Source organism: Microbacterium sp. UBA1097 (assembly GCF_002313585.1).
Classification (GTDB): domain Bacteria; phylum Actinomycetota; class Actinomycetes; order Actinomycetales; family Microbacteriaceae; genus Microbacterium.
On sequence record NZ_DCBW01000069.1, the window covers coordinates 11,696 to 29,135 of the forward strand.

At 67.9% G+C, this 17,440-nt stretch carries 17 protein-coding genes, 1 tRNA gene and 1 pseudogene; 15 read left to right on the plus strand and 4 right to left on the minus strand.

Annotated elements, in window-relative coordinates; all coding sequences use genetic code 11:
- Window positions 1-52: 52 nt before the first annotated feature.
- Entirely contained in the window at window positions 53-2,740 is a 2,688-nt protein-coding gene (locus B4F19_RS15635) for a phosphoenolpyruvate carboxylase (protein WP_292725760.1), read from the minus strand.
- Window positions 2,741-2,907: 167 nt separating this feature from the next.
- Here B4F19_RS15635 and nhaA point away from each other — a divergent pair, with 167 nt between their 5' ends.
- From nhaA to B4F19_RS15700, 13 genes are all read left to right on the plus strand, one after another.
- On the plus strand, window positions 2,908-4,083 hold the full coding sequence (gene nhaA / locus B4F19_RS15640) for a Na+/H+ antiporter NhaA (RefSeq protein WP_228177017.1): 1,176 nt from the start codon (window positions 2,908-2,910) through the stop codon (window positions 4,081-4,083).
- On the plus strand, window positions 4,080-4,778 hold the full coding sequence (locus B4F19_RS15645; protein WP_292736228.1) for a MazG nucleotide pyrophosphohydrolase domain-containing protein: 699 nt from the start codon (window positions 4,080-4,082) through the stop codon (window positions 4,776-4,778). Before nhaA ends, B4F19_RS15645 begins: the two co-directional genes overlap by 4 nt.
- Window positions 4,779-4,809: 31 nt before the next feature.
- Window positions 4,810-6,060 (plus strand): histidine--tRNA ligase, encoded by a 1,251-nt coding sequence (hisS, locus tag B4F19_RS15650; RefSeq protein WP_292725844.1) that lies wholly within the window; start codon window positions 4,810-4,812, stop codon window positions 6,058-6,060.
- Window positions 6,061-6,128: 68 nt separating this feature from the next.
- Window positions 6,129-6,968 (plus strand): SGNH/GDSL hydrolase family protein, encoded by an 840-nt coding sequence (locus B4F19_RS15655; RefSeq protein ID WP_228177019.1) that lies wholly within the window; start codon window positions 6,129-6,131, stop codon window positions 6,966-6,968.
- A 54-nt stretch (window positions 6,969-7,022) separates the two neighbouring features.
- On the plus strand, window positions 7,023-7,460 hold the full coding sequence (locus B4F19_RS15660; RefSeq protein ID WP_228177020.1) for a GntR family transcriptional regulator: 438 nt from the start codon (window positions 7,023-7,025) through the stop codon (window positions 7,458-7,460).
- Entirely contained in the window at window positions 7,457-8,476 is a 1,020-nt protein-coding gene (locus B4F19_RS15665) for a DUF1648 domain-containing protein (protein ID WP_228177021.1), read from the plus strand. Before B4F19_RS15660 ends, B4F19_RS15665 begins: the two co-directional genes overlap by 4 nt.
- 124 nt (window positions 8,477-8,600) lie before the next feature.
- Complete coding sequence (locus B4F19_RS15670) at window positions 8,601-9,269, plus strand: O-methyltransferase (protein WP_228177022.1); 669 nt, start codon at window positions 8,601-8,603, stop codon at window positions 9,267-9,269.
- A gap of 105 nt (window positions 9,270-9,374) precedes the next feature.
- Window positions 9,375-10,655, plus strand: coding sequence for a phosphopyruvate hydratase (eno, locus tag B4F19_RS15675; RefSeq protein ID WP_228177023.1), 1,281 nt, complete (start codon window positions 9,375-9,377; stop codon window positions 10,653-10,655).
- A 35-nt stretch (window positions 10,656-10,690) separates the two neighbouring features.
- A complete protein-coding gene (locus B4F19_RS15680; RefSeq protein ID WP_228177024.1) occupies window positions 10,691-11,224 on the plus strand; it encodes an FtsB family cell division protein in 534 nt (177 codons plus the stop codon).
- 97 nt (window positions 11,225-11,321) lie between these two features.
- Window positions 11,322-11,873: a DUF501 domain-containing protein gene (locus B4F19_RS15685; protein ID WP_228177025.1), complete on the plus strand. Its 552-nt coding sequence runs from the start codon at window positions 11,322-11,324 to the stop codon at window positions 11,871-11,873.
- A gap of 8 nt (window positions 11,874-11,881) precedes the next feature.
- Window positions 11,882-13,171 carry a S8 family peptidase gene (locus B4F19_RS15690; RefSeq protein WP_267189447.1) on the plus strand — a complete coding sequence of 430 codons (1,290 nt, stop codon included), beginning with the start codon at window positions 11,882-11,884 and terminating at the stop codon, window positions 13,169-13,171.
- Between the two features lie 23 nt (window positions 13,172-13,194).
- Window positions 13,195-14,571 (plus strand): NAD(P)/FAD-dependent oxidoreductase, encoded by a 1,377-nt coding sequence (locus B4F19_RS15695; protein ID WP_292725773.1) that lies wholly within the window; start codon window positions 13,195-13,197, stop codon window positions 14,569-14,571.
- 54 nt (window positions 14,572-14,625) lie between these two features.
- A tRNA-Leu gene (locus tag B4F19_RS15700) sits at window positions 14,626-14,698 on the plus strand.
- A 162-nt stretch (window positions 14,699-14,860) separates the two neighbouring features.
- Here the strand turns inward: B4F19_RS15700 and B4F19_RS15705 are convergent.
- A complete protein-coding gene (locus B4F19_RS15705) occupies window positions 14,861-15,610 on the minus strand; it encodes an SDR family NAD(P)-dependent oxidoreductase (RefSeq protein WP_292725775.1) in 750 nt (249 codons plus the stop codon).
- Window positions 15,607-15,966 carry a darcynin family protein gene (locus B4F19_RS15710; RefSeq protein ID WP_292725777.1) on the minus strand — a complete coding sequence of 120 codons (360 nt, stop codon included), beginning with the start codon at window positions 15,964-15,966 and terminating at the stop codon, window positions 15,607-15,609. The genes B4F19_RS15705 and B4F19_RS15710 overlap by 4 nt, the downstream gene beginning before the upstream one ends.
- A gap of 38 nt (window positions 15,967-16,004) precedes the next feature.
- Here B4F19_RS15710 and B4F19_RS15715 point away from each other — a divergent pair, with 38 nt between their 5' ends.
- A complete protein-coding gene (locus tag B4F19_RS15715) occupies window positions 16,005-16,553 on the plus strand; it encodes a TetR/AcrR family transcriptional regulator (RefSeq protein WP_292725778.1) in 549 nt (182 codons plus the stop codon).
- Here the strand turns inward: B4F19_RS15715 and B4F19_RS15720 are convergent.
- Window positions 16,550-17,044, minus strand: coding sequence for a GNAT family N-acetyltransferase (locus B4F19_RS15720; RefSeq protein ID WP_308017234.1), 495 nt, complete (start codon window positions 17,042-17,044; stop codon window positions 16,550-16,552). The two genes, B4F19_RS15715 and B4F19_RS15720, sit on opposite strands and share 4 nt — an antisense overlap.
- Window positions 17,045-17,112: 68 nt before the next feature.
- Here B4F19_RS15720 and B4F19_RS15725 point away from each other — a divergent pair.
- Window positions 17,113-17,440 (plus strand): annotated as a pseudogene (locus B4F19_RS15725) (hypothetical protein); the annotation flags it as partial.

The window sequence follows — 17,440 nt, forward strand, 5'->3', positions numbered from 1 at the left end:
CGCTAACCCTGCCCACCGACACCGCTGGCAGCGACGCGCGATCCGCGCAGGATCACCCGGTGTTCTGCAGTCCCGCCGCGACCCCGCTCACCGAGAGCAGCAGAAGGCGCTGCTGATCGGGGTCCGCGGGGGCATCGGATGCCGCGGCGTCCCTAAGCCCGCGCAGCGCTCGCAGCTGAAGCAGCGACAGCGCATCGACATAGGGGCTACGGAGCTTCACCGCACGCTGCAGCACCGGCTTGTTGGCAAGCACCTCGTCGCCCCCGGTGAGCCTCACGACCCACGAGCGGGTCAGCGTCATCTCGTCGAGGACGAGGCCTGCCAGGTCGTCGCGGTCGCCGAGTTCGAGATAGCGGCGCGCGATCCGCGGGTCTGTCTTGGCAAGGCTCATGCCGACGTTGTCGATCATGGTCCTAAAGAGCGGCCATTGCTCGTAAGCCTCGCGCAGCAGGTCTTCGTCGCCGACGGCCTCAAGCGCGGTGCCCAGGCCGAACCATCCGGCGAGGTTGATGCGCGCCTGCGCCCAGGCGAACACCCACGGGATGGCGCGCAGGTCCGCGAGGGACTCGACCGACAGGCCGCGCCGCGCTGGCCGGGAGCCGAGCGCGAGCAGCCCGATCTCTTCCATCGGGGTGACCTGGGCGAACCACGGCGCGAAGCCGGGAGCCTTCACGAGGTCGAAGAAGCGCCGGCGGGATGTCGCATCCAGCGTTGCCGCGACGTCGGCGAACTTCCGCGCAGCGCCCGAGTTGCGCCGCTCGATCGAGGGTGCGGATGCCAGCAGCACAGCTGCAGCTACCTGATCGATGTGGCGCATCGCTATCTCGGGGTCGCCGTAGCGAGCGAAGATCACCTCGCCCTGCTCCGTGAGCTTGAACCGGCCATCGACCGAGTGCGGCGGCTGCGCGAGGATCGCGGAGTTCGCGGGGCCGCCTCCGCGGCCGAGCGCACCGCCACGACCGTGGAAGAGCGTGAGCTCGATTCCCTCGTCCTTCGCCCAGGCGGCGATGTCGGCCTGCGCCTCATAGAGCGCGAGTGTCGCGGCGACCGGCCCGACATCCTTCGACGAGTCCGAGTAGCCGAGCATGACCTCCAGGCGCCGACCCGTGCGCTCCAGCCTGTCCGCGAACTCGGGATGCTGCACGATCTCCGCAAGGATGCCCGGTGCAGCCTGCAGGTCAGCGAAGGTCTCGAACAGCGGGATCACATCGAGCACCGGCATCCGTCCGTCCTCGCCGACCGCGTGGCGGGCGAGGCGATGGACGTTCGCGAGATCTTCGGCGGACTGGGTGAACGACACGATGTAGCGGCCCGCCGCTGCCGCACCGTAGCGTTCCTGCAGGAACGCGATTGTGCGGAAGACCTCGAGCACCTCGTCGGCCTGCTCGGAAAGCTCGCCGGTCGAACCGGCAGCCGCATCGAGCTCGGCCAGCACTTTCGCGTGCACAGCCGAGTGCTGCCGCACTTCGAGCTCCGCGAGGTGGAAACCGTAGGTCTCGACCTGCCAGATCAGCTGCTGCAGGTGACCGTAGGCCTGCCTGGCAGCCCCCGCTGCGACGAGCGAGTCCTGCACGGTGCGCAGGTCGGCGAGGAACTCGCTCGGCTCGCGGTACGCGAGGTCGGCATCCCGCAGCCGCGTTGCGTCGATCTTGCGCGCGAGCATCAACAGGATGCGGCGGTGCGGCTCGTTCGGCGACCGCTTCGCGATCTCGGTAGCTGCCTCTTCGTCTGCAGCCTTCAGCCGCTTCCACAGGGTCACCAGTGCGTCGGACGGTGGCGTGGTCTCGGCATCCAGGGTGAGGGTTCGCCCGATGCGCTGCGTCGTGCGCTCGAGCCCCAGCAGGATGTGCTCGGCGGCGATGCCAGCGGCCTTGCGGGTCACGGATGCCGTCACGAACGGGTTTCCGTCGCGGTCGCCGCCGACCCACGAGCCCACGCGCACGAAGGGGGCGACGAGCGGTGCGCGACCACCCGCGTTCGTGCCCTGCAGCATGTCATCGAGGCGCCGATACACGGCGGGGACCACGGTGTAGAGCGTCTCGTCGAAGATCGCCATGACCGAGCGCACTTCGTCGACCGGCGACGGCTTCTCAGGTCGCAGCGGGGCTGTGCGCCACAGGGTGTCGATCTCTTCGACCATCCGCCGTTCCAGGCGCGCCGGGTCGTTGCCGTCGCGCAGGCGGTCGTCGTGCTCCTGCAGCAGCCCCGCGAGGCGACGGATGCTGGAAGAAATCGCCCGGCGACGCGCCTCGGTGGGGTGCGCCGTGAAGACGGGGTGGAAGCGCAGCGCCTGCAGGCGGGCGAGCGCGGTATCCTCACCGACTTCGTCTGCGAGGCGCGCGTACGCGGCCTCGATCGAGTCGGCTGCGCCCTCGCTGTCGGGGCGGCCGTCGCGCTCGCGCAGGATCCGCACTCGCTGGTGCTCTTCGACGAGGTTCACGAGGTGGAAGTACGCCGTGAACGCGCGGGCCACCTCATGTGCACGCTCGATGGAGAATGACTCGGCAACCTCGGTGGCATGCGCGAAAGCCTCGGGCGTCTCATCCGTGTAGGCCTGGATGGTCGCAAGGCGCAGGCGCTCGACATCCTCGAACAGCCCCGGCGACCCGCTCTCGCGGAGCACTTCACCGAGGAGCGAGCCGAGCAGGCGCACATCGGCGCGCATCTGCTCGGGTATCTCCTGACCCGCTTCGTATCGGCCGACGAGGTCGATGGCTTCGGTCCGGGTCAGTTCATACATGGATTCCACCGTATCGGCCAGGTGTTTCATCAAGGTGACGTGTGACGAGTCGTGACGGGTGCGACCCGAGTCGGCTTCGAGGTGCATCGGGCCCCGCCGGTAGGATAGGGGGCGGAGAGCCGGGAAGTCTGGTCGGCGTCGGCTGCCGCATCCCCCGAAAGGACTCCATGTCGTTGCTTCGCTCTGCGCGTTTTCCCGCCATCATGCTGCTGGTTGCTGCTGCCGCGGGACTCATCATCGCGAACTCCCCGATCGGCCACAGTGTGCAGGAACTGCAGCACACCTACGTCGGCATCCCGGGCGTCTTCGAGCTCTCGGTGGGTCACTGGATCGCTGATGGACTTCTTGCGTTGTTCTTCTTCGTCGTCGCCGTGGAGCTGCAATTCGAGCTGACCAACGGACAGCTCAACTCGGCGCGCAAGGCGCTGCAGCCCGCGATCGCCGCGGCGGGCGGCGTGATCGTGCCGATCGCGGTCTACCTCGCGTTCGCGTGGGGCACGGAGTCAGCCGACGGATGGCCGATCCCGACAGCCACCGATATCGCCTTTGCCCTCGGCGTCCTCGCGGTCTTCGGCAAAGGTCTGCCCTCGGGCGTGCGGATCTTTTTGCTCGCGCTCGCGATCCTCGACGACATCGTCGGCATCATCTTCATCGCGGTGCTCTTCACCGACGGCGTCAACATCGCTCTCCTTGCCGCTGCGGCAGTGCTCGTCGTGATCTTCGGGTACCTGAGCCGCAAGCTCGATACCCGGGCGCGCGCCGCCCTCATCCCGATCCTTCTGCTGCTTGCCGCGGGCACGTGGGTTCTGGTCTACCTGTCGGGTGTTCACGCCACGATCGCCGGCGTCGCGCTGGGCCTTGCGATGGCCCAGCAGCCCGCGCTTCACACGCGGCACGCCATGGAGCCGTGGGTCAACGTCATCGTGCTCCCGCTGTTCGCCTTCTCGTCGGCACTCGTCATCATCCCGGCCGTCTCGATCGAAGAACTCACGCCGGCCTTCTACGGCATCCTGATCGCGCTGCCGGTCGGAAAGATCCTCGGCATTTCGCTGTTCGGGTGGATCTCGCAACGTGTTGCGCACGACCCCGCGATGCCGCGGTTGCCGCTTGCTGACCTCATCGCCGCCGGCGCGCTCGGGGGCATCGGCTTCACAGTGTCGCTGCTGCTGTCTGAACTCGCATTCGAAGGCAACGACCTCCTCACCGACGAGGCTGTCCTGGGTGTGCTCTCCGGCTCGTTGATCTCGGTGATCATCGCCGGCATCCTGGTGTCGACGCGCGCTCGCCACTACCGGCGGCGGGCAAGTTCGGTCAGTGATCCGAGCGAAGCAGCGACGTCATGACCGACCCGGCCGAGCCGACCTCAGCGGACCCGCTGCGCCGGGCTGCCGACACGATGCGAGCGGTGCGCGACAGGTGTGTGTGGACCCAGCAGATCGATCACCGGGCGCTCGTGCCCTACCTCGTCGAGGAGAGCGCCGAATTGATCGATGCGGTGGAGGTCGGGACACGGGCCGACCTGCGGGAGGAGCTGGGCGACCTGCTGTGGCAGGTGCTGTTCCACGCCGAGATCGCTTCGCGTGACAGCGATGACCCGTTCGACATCGATGATGTAGCCCGCACCCTCACCGACAAGATGGTGCGCCGGCATCCGCACGTTTTCGCCGGCGAAACTGCCGAGACGCCCGAGCAGGTGTTGGTGCTGTGGAACGCCGCCAAGGCCGAAGAGAAGCGCGCTCGCACGAGCGTCTTGGATGGCGTGAGCGAACGGATGCCGACACTCGCGCTCGCGCAGAAACTGGTGGGAAAGGCCGGGTCGCTGCCCGCACTGACATCACCGCGACTCGGTGGTGGCGCCGACGCGACACCGCCGGCGACTCCTGCGTCCGAAGATGAGCTCGGCGACGCGCTCCTCGCCCTCGTCTCGACCGCCCGGGATCACGGCTGGGATGCCGACCGCGCACTGCGCCAACGACTGCGCACGCTCGCGGGGGAGATCCGGGCTGCCGAAGCGGAGCCTACCGACCTGGAAGAATAGGCCGGTGCCACCCGTCACCCCGCCGCGCGGCATGCGCGATTTCCTCCCCGCCGACAAGGCTCGCCGAGAGCGCGTGCTCGCCGTCATCCGACAGCGCTACCGCGCCCACGGCTTCGACGAGATCGAGACTCCGGTCGTCGAAGACTACGAGCGGCTGCACGCCGGTATCGGTGGTGACAACGAGAAGCTCGCCTACAACGTCCTTCGTCGCGGACTGGATGCCGACGGCATCCGGGCGGCAGCCGACGACCCCGCAGCGCTCTCGGACCTCGGCCTGCGGTACGACCTGACGGTGCCGCTTGCACGCTTCTACGCGAGCCACCGGGCCGAGCTTCCGGGCGTGTTCCGTGCCGTGCAGATCGCGCCGGTCTGGCGTGCCGAAAGGCCTCAGAAGGGTCGATACCGGCAGTTCGTGCAGTGCGACATCGACATCATCGGCGATCCTTCGTCGCGCGCCGAAGCCGAACTCATCACCGCCACCCTCGACGCGCTGGACGCGCTGGGGCTCGAGGGCGGCATTGTGCGCGTGAACGATCGTCGTCTGTTGGATGCGATGCTCGATCACTTCGGCTTTCCCGAAGCAGAGCGTCCGGGCGTGCTCATCACGATCGACAAGCTCGACAAGATCGGTGCGGTGGGTGTGGCGACCGAACTGCGTGAACGCTCGGCGGCGCCCGAAGCGGTCGACGCCCTCGCGGAATTCTTGGCTCGGGAAAAGGGCACCGTGAGCGGCTTCGACGAGGAGCAGATCCGTGCAGCGCTGCCCGACGGGCTCGAGGGAGAGGCCATCGGCGCCCTCGCCGCGATCGGCGATGCAGTCGCGGTTGCCCGCGGGGGAGAGGCTCCGCTGGTGTTCGATCCGTTCCTCGTTCGCGGCATGGGCTATTACACCGGCACGATCTTCGAGATCGCCCACCCGCTGGTGTCCTACTCGCTCGGTGGCGGGGGTCGCTACGACGGCATGATCGGCCGGTTCCTCGGCCAGGACGTTCCCGCCGTCGGGTTCTCGCTCGGCTTCGAACGGCTCGTCGACCTCGTCGCGGACGCAGCCGATGACGACATTGACGCCGTCGTGCTCGTTCACGACCGGGAGGTCGAGCTCGCTGAGCTCGTCGCGCTGAAGTCAGCGCTCGTGGCCCGGGGAAGTCGCGTGCGCCTCGAGCAGCGCCCGAAGAACCTCAAGCCGCTGCTGGATCGCGCGACCGCCGACGGGTACACCCACTTCGCGGCAGTCCGCCCGGGAGCGACCATCGACACCCTCGAGCTCAAGCAGCTCGGCTGATCCGTTTACCGCTCGTTCGTTCACCGGCGCGTCAGCGGCGATTCAGATCGAGCGGCTCAAATCGCACCATGAGCCGGATCACGACCGGGGCGCTGTGGGCAGCGGCGGTGGTGGGCGCCGCGGCGACGACGGCCCTTGCCGCGCGCGCGTTGCTCGATCGCCAGGCCGCGCAGGCCCGGCGACTCATCGGCAAACCGCTCGGTGAGGACGCGCTCGAGGCCGATCGGGTGTGGCGCCGAAAGCTCGAGGGTGACCCGATCGAGCTTCTCGTGCTGGGTGACTCGATCGCCGCGGGTCTCGGCGCGCAACGGCGCAAAGAGACGCTCGGCGCACGTCTGGCGATCGGACTGGCGAAGAAGGCGAAGCGCCCCGTGAGGCTGCGCACTGCGGCGGTCGTCGGCTCGGAGTCTTCGGCCTTGGGAGCCCAGCTCGACGAGCTCGCCGATGACTATCGGCCGGATGTCGCAGTCATCGTGGTCGGCGGCAACGACATCACGCACCGCGTCGCGGTATCCACATCCGTGCGCCACCTTGTCGCGGCGATCGAACGGCTGCGCGGACGGGGTACGCAGGTCGTGGTGGGAAGCTGCCCAGACCTCGGCGCGCTGCGGCCGGTGCCGCAACCCCTGCGATCGCTGGGGTCGAGGATGTCGCGCCAGCTCGCCGACGCGCAGGAGGAGGCCGCGGTCGGCGCCGGCGCCTACGCCGTGTCGCTCCGTCACGCGGTCGGACCGTTCTTCATCTCGCAGCCCGATGAGATGTTCAGCCTGGACCGCTTCCACCCGAGCCCGCTCGGCTATCGGCGCACTGCCGAGGCCCTCCTTCCGGCGGTCGCGGGTTCCTTGGGCTATGGGAGAACGAGCGCAGCGACCCGCCATCCGCGAATCCAGGGAGTGCCTTCGAATTGAGGCACGACCGTCGATCATCTTTTGTAATTGTTCTATTGCAACTAGAATAAAAGAGTGCTGATTCGCATCGACCCCTCGCGAGACGTTCCCCTCTGGGAACAAATCGCCGCGTCCGTCCGGAGCGCGGTCGCGGGAGGTCGCCTGCGAGCGGGTGACCGGCTCCCCTCCGCGCGCGAGGTCGCGGACGCGCTGGATCTCAACCTGCACACCGCGCTTCACGCCTACCAACACCTGCGAGACGAAGGTGTCATCGATCTGCGCCGCGGCCGCGGCGCCGTCGTAACGGATGCCGCCGCCGCGCTTCGCGAGCTTCACGACGACGTTCTGGCCCTCGCCCAGCGGGCTCGCGATCTTGGAATCGCTCCGGGAGCGCTCGCTTCTCTTCTTGTGGATGCGAATGCCCGCACCCCCGACGGCGTGATCGGCGGGCCCGACAACCTGGCGAGCGACTCGCGCGACGCTTACCGCCCATCCGAAGAGGAGACCTCATGACCGACAACTCCGCCGCGCTCGCGCGTGCGCGTCGCGCATTCCTGTGGCTGGGTATCGCCCTGCCGCTCGTCCTGACGGCCGTCGCCGTCGGAGTGCAGGTCGAGGCGTTGCCATCCTTGCCCGACCCGGTCGCGATCCATTGGAATGCCGCCGGGGAGGCCGACGGGTTCGCGCCCCCGTGGGTCGTGCCGCTGTTCAGCGCAGGCTTCGGCATCCTGCTCACGGCACTCCTTGGAGTCTTCGCGCTCCTGGGGACGCGTGAGGGCGAGTGGGGGCCGACGATGCGCTTCCTCGGCACGATGACGCCTGCAGTGGTCGGGGCGATCCTCGTCCTGACCACCTGGGCAACGCTGGCGCAGCGCGGGCTGGTGACCGGCGAGGCAGCGCCGGGCGTCCTGCCCGCACTTCTGGCCGGCGGTGTCGCCGGGGTCGTCCTCGGCGTTCTCGCGTGGTTCTTGCAGCCGGCGGTGACTGTCAGCGGCGGGACCGTCGCAGTCGCCGACGATGGCCATGTGCCCACCTTCGCACCGGGAGAGCGCGTCGTGTGGATGCGTAGCGTCACGATGTCCCGGCTCGGGATGGTCATCCTCCTCGGACTCGGAATCCTTCTCCTGGGTGGTGCGGTGTTCGACGCTCTTGCTGGGGGATCAGCCTGGCCCATTCTGCTCTCGGTTGCTCTTGTGGTGGGGCTCGCGATCACCGCGACCGGCCTCTTCCGGGTGCGGGTCGACGACTCCGGCGTGCGGGTGATCAGCTATCTCGGTGTTCCGCGCTTCCACGTTCCGCTGACCGAGATCGCTGCCGTGCGCGCCATCCTCGTCAACCCGCTGGCGGACTTCGGCGGGTGGGGCGTGCGCACCGCGCTGGACGGCCGGACGGGCGTCGTTCTGCGTCGCGGCGAGGCGCTCGAGATCGCCAAGAGAAGCGGGCGCGTGTTTGTCGTGACCGTCGATGACGCCGCAACGGCTGCGGCGGCGATTGAGGGCCTTCGCGCCCGTGAGGAGGCAAAGAACTGACCAACGACCAGCAGGCCACCCGGGTCGCCACGAGTGCCGCTACTGGCCAATTCCGGCGCCAGCCACCACTCGCACCAGAGCGAACCCGTTGACCTCGCCCCCTCCGGCGCGGTTGTCTGGCGATATGACAGTGCCAACTCCGGATGCGTGGACGCGTGTCGATCACTACCTGACAGAGACTCTTGTCGAGCAGGATGCTGCGCTCGAGGCGGCACTTGCCGATCAGAGCAGCGCTGGGCTGCCGGCGATCGAGGTAGCCCCCGTGAACGCCAAGTTCCTGCACCTGCTCGCAAGAATCGCCGGCGCCCGCCGGGTGCTTGAGGTCGGCACGCTCGGTGGGTACTCGACGATCTGGCTGGCCCGCGCGCTTCCCGCTGGGGGGAGGGTGATTACGATCGAGGCGGAACCGGTCAACGCGTCGATCGCGCGCGCCAACCTCGATCGAGCGGGCGTCGGAGATCGCGTTGAGGTCCGCGTCGGGAAGGCCGCTGACGTCTTGCCGGCCCTGGGGGAGGGCGACCCGTTCGACCTCGTCTTCATCGACGCGGACAAGGAGTCCAACACGCTCTACCTCGACTGGGCTGCGCGCCTCGGGCGTCCGGGAACCGTTGTCGTCGTCGACAACATCGGCCGATCCGGCCAGGTCGCCGATCCGCTCGACACGACCAGCCAGGTCGTCGGTACCCGGCGCGGACTCGAGATGCTCCGCGATGATCCGCGGTTCGATGCGACTGCCCTGCAGACCCTCGACCGCAAGGGATGGGATGGGATCGCGCTCGCGGTGGTGGTCTGAGCTTTTCTCCGCCCAGCGGGCCTGTGGCGCAGCATCCGTCGTCACTAGACTCGATGTCGGACCGACGACGCTCCGACACAACCCTCCCAAACAAGGAGTCCTTTCGTGGCATTGATTGAGGCTGTAGGCGCGCGCGAGATTCTCGATTCGCGCGGCAACCCGACCGTCGAGGTGGAAGTCCTCCTCGAAGACGGCACCGTTCAGCGGGCGGCCGTCCCGTCCGGTGCATCCACCGGCGCATTCGAGGCGTATGAACTGCGTGACGGCGACAAGAGCCGGTACGGCGGCAAGGGCGTGCTCAAGGCCGTCGCTGCCGTCATCGACGAACTCGGCCCCGCGCTTGAGGGCGTGGATGCCAGCGAGCAGCGCATCGTCGATGAGATCCTCATCGAGACCGATGGCACCGACAACAAGTCGCGCTGCGGCGCGAACGCGATCCTCGGCGTGAGCCTGGCCGTCGCCAAGGCCGCGGCCGACAGCGCCGATCTCCCGCTGTTCCGCTACCTCGGCGGACCCAACGCGCACGTGCTGCCCGTTCCGCTGTTCAACGTCATCAACGGTGGCGAGCACGCCGACAACGGCATCGACTTCCAGGAGTTCTTCCTCGCACCCATCGGCGCTGAGACCTACGCCGAGTCGCTGCGCTGGGGCACCGAGACCTACCACGTCCTCAAGGGCGAGCTGAAGGCTGCGGGCTTCTCGACCGGCCTCGGTGACGAGGGTGGTTTCGCCCCCGACCTGCCCAGCAACCGCGAGGGCCTGGACTTCCTCATGAAGGCGATCGAGAAGGCCGGCTTCACCCCCGGCAAAGACATCGCCGTGGGTCTGGATGTCGCTGCCACCGAGTTCTTCTCCGACGGTGTCTACACCGTCGAGGGCAAGCCGTGGACGGCAGCTGAGCTGACCGACTACTTCGCGGACCTCGTCGCGAACTACCCGATCGTCACGATCGAGGACGCGCTCGCCGAGGACGACTGGGACGCGTGGAAGGCTCTCACCGACGCGATCGGCTCGAAGGTGCAGCTGGTCGGTGACGACCTGTTCGTGACCAACCCGAGCCGCCTGCAGCGCGGCATCGACCTGGGTGTTGCCAACGCGCTGCTGGTGAAGGTCAACCAGATCGGCACGCTCTCCGAGACCCTGGATGCCGTGGCTCTTGCCACCTCCAACGGCTACCGTTCGATGCTGTCGCACCGCTCGGGCGAGACCGAAGACACCACGATCGCCGACCTGGCGGTCGCCGTGAACTGCGGTCAGATCAAGACCGGTGCGCCTGCCCGCAGCGAGCGTGTCGCGAAATACAATCAGCTTCTGCGCATCGAAGAAGAACTCGGCGACGCGGCGGTCTTCGCCGGTCGCGGTGCCTTCCCGCGATTCAAGGGCTGATGCGCTCGAACTGACCTGACGAGAGGGGAGCCGCGATGACGAATCCGGCTCCCCCTTCTCGTTCCCGCGGTGCTCGCTCGGCGCGCCGCGTCGACGTGCGGGGCTGGCTCGGCGGCATCCGGCTCTCGGGTTTCATGGTGATCATGCTGGGCCTCGTCGTTCTCGCGGCCTTCGTCCTGGTTCCGACCGTGGGCACCTACCTCGAGCAGAGGCAGCGGATCGCGGCACTCGAACAGGCTGTGCAGGTAACTCAGGACGAGATCGCAGCTCTCGAGACCGAGAAAGACCGGTGGCAGGACCCGGCCTACATCACGACGCAGGCTCGGGAGCGGCTCTATTACGTGCGCCCCGGTGAGGTCGTGTATCTCGTCGACGATGATCTTCCCGACTCGGCGATACCCGCAGAGCAGGCGCCCGTGAGCGATGAGGTCGTGCAAACCACGACCGACTGGATGTCGCAGCTCGTGCGCTCGGTGACCGCGGCGGGGCTCGCGAAGACCGCCGCGCTTCCGGTCATCGGGATCCCCGATCCTGAGCCGACTCCCTCGGAGTCGACAGTCGCGCCGTGACCGGCGCTCGGGTCCGGAAAGCAGCAACTGCCTGACGAGTCTGCGTCGCCGCAGGACACGCAGCCGAACTTCAGGAGCTCATCGGTAGCCTGGAGAGGTGTCCAGGCCTCCGTTCGCTCCCGTTACCGAGGCTGAACTCGCCGTTCTGCGCGAGCAGCTGGGTCGCCCGGCTCGAGGAGTGCTCGGGATCGCCGCGCGCTGCGCCTGCGGAAACCCGACGGTTGTCGCCACCGCCCCGCGACTTCCCGACGGCACGCCGTTTCCGACGTTCTATTACCTGACGCATCCGGGTGCGACGGCGGCGATGTCGGCGCTGGAGGCCGACCACACCATGCGTGAGCTCGCCGATCAGCTGGAGGCAGATGAGGAGGTCGCGGCGGCCTACCGTCTCGCGCACCAGAGCTATCTCGAGGACCGCGCCCAGTATGGCGACCCCGAGGAGATCGCGGGCATCTCGGCGGGCGGCATGCCGACACGCGTGAAGTGTCTGCACGCTGTGCTGGCGCACTCGCTTGCCGCGGGGCCGGGGGTGAACCCGATCGGGGACCGGGCGCTGGCGCTGGCGGATTGGTCGCCGGAACGATGCGTGTGCGCTGACCCGGGAGCTGCCATCCGCACCGTCGACGCGGTTTCCGAGGAGCCGGCGTGAGTCCTGCGATGACGGAGCGCCGCAGTCGCCCCCTTGGGCGGCTGGCGGCCGTCACGCTCGCTGTCGTCGGCATCATCGCGCTGCCCGGTTTCACCGTTCCCCCCTCGCCGTCGCCGTCTGAGGCCGACCCGCTCCGGGCGGCCGAGTACTGGCTCGACGATTACGGCATCCGGGACGCCTGGAAAACCTCCACGGGCGCAGGCGTGAAGATCGCCATCATCGACACCGGAATCGGCAAAGGACCCCCGGAGTTCTCGGGAGTTGTCGGCGGCACGGATGTCTCTGGCCTCGGGTCGCCGGACGGTCGCACGCCCGTGGGAGCGCGAGACCCCGATCACGGCAGCTGGGTCGCGTCCCTCGCCGCCTCCCGCGGAACGAGCCCGGAGACGGGCATGATCGGTGTGGCACCGGATGCCGAACTCCTCTCGATCTCAGTCGGATTCGGCGTGTCGGCATCCGTCCCCTTCACGGAGCAGATCGCTCAGGCGATCTATTGGGCTGTCGACAACGGCGCCGACATCATCAACCTGTCGTTCACGACGAATACCCCGGACTGGGATCGCAGCTGGGACGACGCATTCATGTATGCCTTCGAACACGATGTCGTGGTCGTCGCGGCCGCCGGAAACCGGGGGAGCGGGACGGGAGTCGTCGGTGCCCCGGCAACGATCCCCGGTGTTCTCGTGGTCGGCGGCGTGGATCCGCAGGGGCGCGCAAGCCTGGACGCCTCGACGCAGGGCATCACGATCGCTGTCGTTGCGCCGAGCGAGAAGCTCCTGGGCGTCTCTGCCGACGGCACCGTGGTCGAATGGCCCGGCACCAGTGGTGCTGCCCCGATTGTGGCGGGTATTGCCGCACTCGTGCGTTCCGCCTATCCCGACATGGATGCCGACAATGTCATCAATCACATCATCCGCACCGCGACCCCGCCCGCCGGAGTGACGGAGCTTCCCGATCCGCTCTACGGGTACGGCCTGGTGGATGCGCAGGCCGCGGTGACGGCATCCGTACCCGCGGTCAGCGAGAACCCCCTGGGGAGCCTCGCGGAGTGGATCACCATCTACCGTCGGGCAAATCTCGTGCCCGATCCCGAGCCGACAGTTCCCCCCGCCGCAGTCGAACCCCTCCCTCCCGTGGAGCAGCAGGCTGCGGCCTCGCCGCTGCTGCCGAGTACCGAGTCACTGCTGTATGGGACTGTTCCGCTGACGGCGGGCACGGTCGCGGCTATACTGGTGGCGCTCGGCGTCACCGCTGCTGTCCGACGCGTCCGATTGGCGTCCCGCGCCCCCCGCCGCTGAAACATCTCAGGAGTTCTCCCATCGTGAGCAACACCACGCCCAGGATCCTTATTGTCGGCGGAGGGTATGCCGGCTTTTACACGGCCTGGAAACTCGAGAAGCACCTTCGCCGCGGCGAAGCACAGGTGACGATCGTCGACCCGCTTCCGTACATGACCTACCAACCGTTCCTTCCCGAGGTCGCTGCGGGCTCGATCGAGGCTCGCCACTCGGTGGTGTCGCTGCGTCGTCACCTCAAGCGCACGCGCGTCGTGACGGCCAAGATCACCGGAATCGACCACGCCAACAAGGTAGCGACGGTTACTCCGGCCCTCGGTGAGCCGTGGCAGGAAGAGTACGACCAGATCGTGGTCACCGCGGGCGCCGTCTCGCGCACCTTCCCGATCCCCGGGATCGCCGACAACGCCATCGGGCTGAAGACGATCGAAGAGGCCGTCGCGATCCGCGACAAGCTCTTCTCGAACTTTGACAAGGCAGCGACCCTTCGCCCCGGACCCGAGCGGGAGCGCCTGCTCACCGTCGTCGTCGTGGGTGGTGGGTTCGCGGGCATCGAGGTCTTCGCCGAGCTTCGCTCCATCGCATCCGCTCTGCTCAAGAAGTACCCCGAGCTGAGCTTCGACGAGACCCACTTCCACCTCATCGAGGCGATGGGCCGGATCATGCCCGAGGTCTCGCTTGAGACTAGCAAGTGGGTCATGAAGTCACTCGGTGAGCGCGGTGCAGCAGTCCACCTCGACACGCAGGTCACCGGAGCGGTCGGCGGCAACGTCGAGCTCTCCACCGGGGAGGTCATCCCGAGCGATCTGATCGTCTGGACCGCCGGTGTCATGGCAAACCCGACAGTCGTGCGGGGCAGCGACCTGCCCGTCGAGGAACGTGGCCGCATCCGTACCCGCGCCGACCTTCGCGTCGGCAGCGAGGATGAGATCGTCGAGGGTGCCTGGGCCGCCGGTGACGTTGCGGCGGTGCCCGACCTCACGGGCGGTGGCGTCGGCGGGTACTGCGTTCCGAACGCGCAGCACGCCGTGCGTCAGGCCAAGCTCATGGCCAAGAACATCACCGCGGTCCTGCGCGGCGAGCTTCCCGTCGAGTACGTGCACAAGAACCTCGGCGCCGTCGCGGGTCTTGGTCTGTACAACGGTGTATTCCAGTCGGGCAAGCTTGCGCTCAAGGGCTTCATCGCCTGGCTTGCGCACCGCGGCTACCACGGCCTGGCGATGCCGTCGTGGGAGCGCAAGTGGCGGGTCATCTGGGGTTGGTGGAACAACCTCTGGCTCGGCCGTGACATCGTGAACCTGTCGACCGTGCAGCACCCGCGGTACGTGTTCGAGGAGTTTGCGGCGCGTCCGAAGCCAAAGCCGGCCGAGTCGGAGCCTGAGAAGGTCGCCGCGAAGTCCTGACACTGTCGGTCGCGGGCGCCCCTGCGGGTAGCGTGGGATCGCTGATCACGGCGCGCCCCCGTAGCCCAATGGCAGAGGCAGGCGACTTAAAATCGCTCAAGTGTGGGTTCGAGTCCCACCGGGGGTACACGGCACCGTGCCGCGCGCAGCGCGGCGGGGTGCCGTGTCGCTTTGGTGGGCGAGAAGCCCACTCGGGCCCACGCCGCCGGAGGCTCCGCGCGCTGCGCAGCGGCGCGTGGAGTGGCGGTGGGGCGGGGTTCGAGAGCCACACTGGGGGTGTGCGGGTGTGTCACTCGTTGCGGGTGATGCGGGCGGCCGCTCCCGGGGCGATGTGGTGGAGGGTGGTCAGGATCCGTGCACGACCGATGACGATCTCGTCCTTGCCGCGCTCGATCGCCTGGGCCGCTTGCTGGGCGGCATCCTCGGGCGATATCTTGCCGCTCCCGCGACCGCGGGTCGTATCGGTATCCACAAGCGGGAGCATGATGCGAATCGAGCTCAACTGGGGGTGGCTCTTAGCCCACTGGTAGCGAAGCGACAGGGCGAATGCGGCGAGTCCCGCCTTGGCGGCGCAGTAGGCGGGCGCGGACTGTTTGGGCGCAAAGCCGAGCGTGCTCGTGATGAAGGCGACCCCAGCGCATGACTGTTCTTCGAGATGAGGGCGCGCGAGGGCGGTCAGGGCGAGCGGTGCCTCCAAATCGACTCGGATCTCGCGGAGCGAGGCCTGCTCGGCCTGCGCGGATGTGTCCGCGTCGAACCGGATGCCGGTTTGCGTCGCTGCGTTGTTCACGAGGAGCGTCAATCCACCGAGGTGATCAGCGGCGGTCTCGATGAGACGTCGCCGGTCACCGGGATCTTCGACGTCCGCGACGATCCCGGTGAGTCCGTGCGCGTTCGCCGCGGCGACGGCTTCGACGGATCGTCCGCAGACCGCGACGAGGGCGCCCGTGCTCTGCATCCGGCGCGCCAGGGCCCATCCGAACCCGCGGGTGCCGCCCGTTATCAGCACACGCTCAGTGAGCGCGGTCGGCGCGCTCACGCAGCACCGGCGCCTGTCTCTGCGGCGCGGTAGCCGTCCTCGATCCCCACGAGAATCTGGTCGACGCGGAAGTACGGCTCGGAGAAGAAGGAGGTGTCGCGGAGCTTCTCGAAGAGAAGATTCCAGTCCGCAAGGTCGGTCACGTGGGCGATGAGGATGTCGGACGACGCGGCGGAGTAGGACTCCACGTCGATCCACTGGGTGTGGATTCGGGGGTGCGCCGCGAACGCGGTGAGCAGTTCGTCGGCACGGACGGCGGCGCGTCGTTCGTGGGGGAGGCGGAGCCAGGAGGGGAGTGCCGTGAGATGGACGAAGACGACGAATCGGGTTTCTGTAGCAGCTGCTTCGTTAATCATGAGGCGAGCGTATATGTAGCAACTGCTACAGTCAAGGAGTGGCGAGACCCATTGATGCGCAGCGACGACAGGAACTGCTCGACGGCACTGTGGACTACCTCATCGGGCACGGAGTCGCCGGACTTTCACTGCGACCCCTCGCGGACGCGTTGGGAACGAGTGATCGGATGCTCATTCACCACTTCGGCTCGAAGCAGGAGCTGCTCACCCAGGCGCTCGCGGCAAGCGCGCCCCGTGTGCCCCCGTTCGACACCAGCGCGCGCCTCGACGACACCATCCTCGGCATATGGCACGCCATGGCCGAGGGGAGTCAACGAGCCCGCGTCATGCTGACGCTCGAAGTGATGGCGCTTGCCGTTCACGACGAGACACTCCGACCTCTCGCTCTGGCAACGACCACGGAGTGGCTCGACCGCGTTACGGAAGCACTTGAGCGCCACCCGGCCTACAGTGGTGATCCGCGTGAGGGCGCCACCCTCCTCGTCAGCGGACTGAAGGGGTTCGCTCTCGATCTCTACGTGACGGGAGACACTGCGCGCGTGGAGTCGGCCGTGCGGCGGCTCGCTCGAGCGCTCGTCGACCTCTAGTGGCGTGTGGATGGCTGCCGCATGGGTTCGAATGCTTCACTCGCTCGATTGGCATGACCATGCGATCTCGCGCTCGAACTGGCCCGTGCGTGAAATGGCCGCACCTGCTCCGTTCCCGCCAGCGCGACCGCGAGATCGTCGCGGTCTGCGGGCAGGAATCCCAGGCTTTGCCAGAACGGTCCCGAGCGGCGGCTGAAGAGCCACGCGCGCCGCACCCCCTCCTGCGAGGCTTGGTGGAGGGCGAACCGCGCCGCTTCCGCGCCTCGGCCACCAGACCGGAGGCGCGGAGTGACCGCGACGCTCCGGATGAGTACGTGAACACCGTCGGCGCTCAGTTCGTACCCGGCGCTTGCGACGATGGCGCCGGTGGGGTCGCGCTCGATCCACAGCCGCGCGGTCGGCGAGTCCAGCCCGCTCGCGGTGAGATCCACGCGGCCGAGAAACTCCTCGAGGTCGTGGATATCGCCCACCTGACATGGCTCGAGTCTCACGTGCCAAGTCAATCACCGATGGGCCGCGCGGGCGTGTCAATGTCGGAACCCCCTCGTAGTGTCGGGGTATGGATGAGGTTGGCATGGGCGAGTCGGGGCAGCGGCCCGAGGGTCCGGATGCTGACGTGTTCCTGTATGAGGGTGATGTGCGGGAGTGGGATGCCGAGGTGGCGGGGTGGGTGCCGCCGCGTCCGGACGCTGTCGCCCTCGTGTTGGAGGCTGCCGACCTGGAGGCGGTGTTCGCGGCGCAACGGTTCGCTCGGGTCGATGACCTCCGCCTGGAGGCTCTCGATGATGTGTCGCGGTATGGGGGCGGGTCGCGGGAGCTGGTGATGCGCTCCCTCCGGCTGGAACTCGCGTCTGCTCTGCGGATCACGGAGAACGCGGCGGGGATGA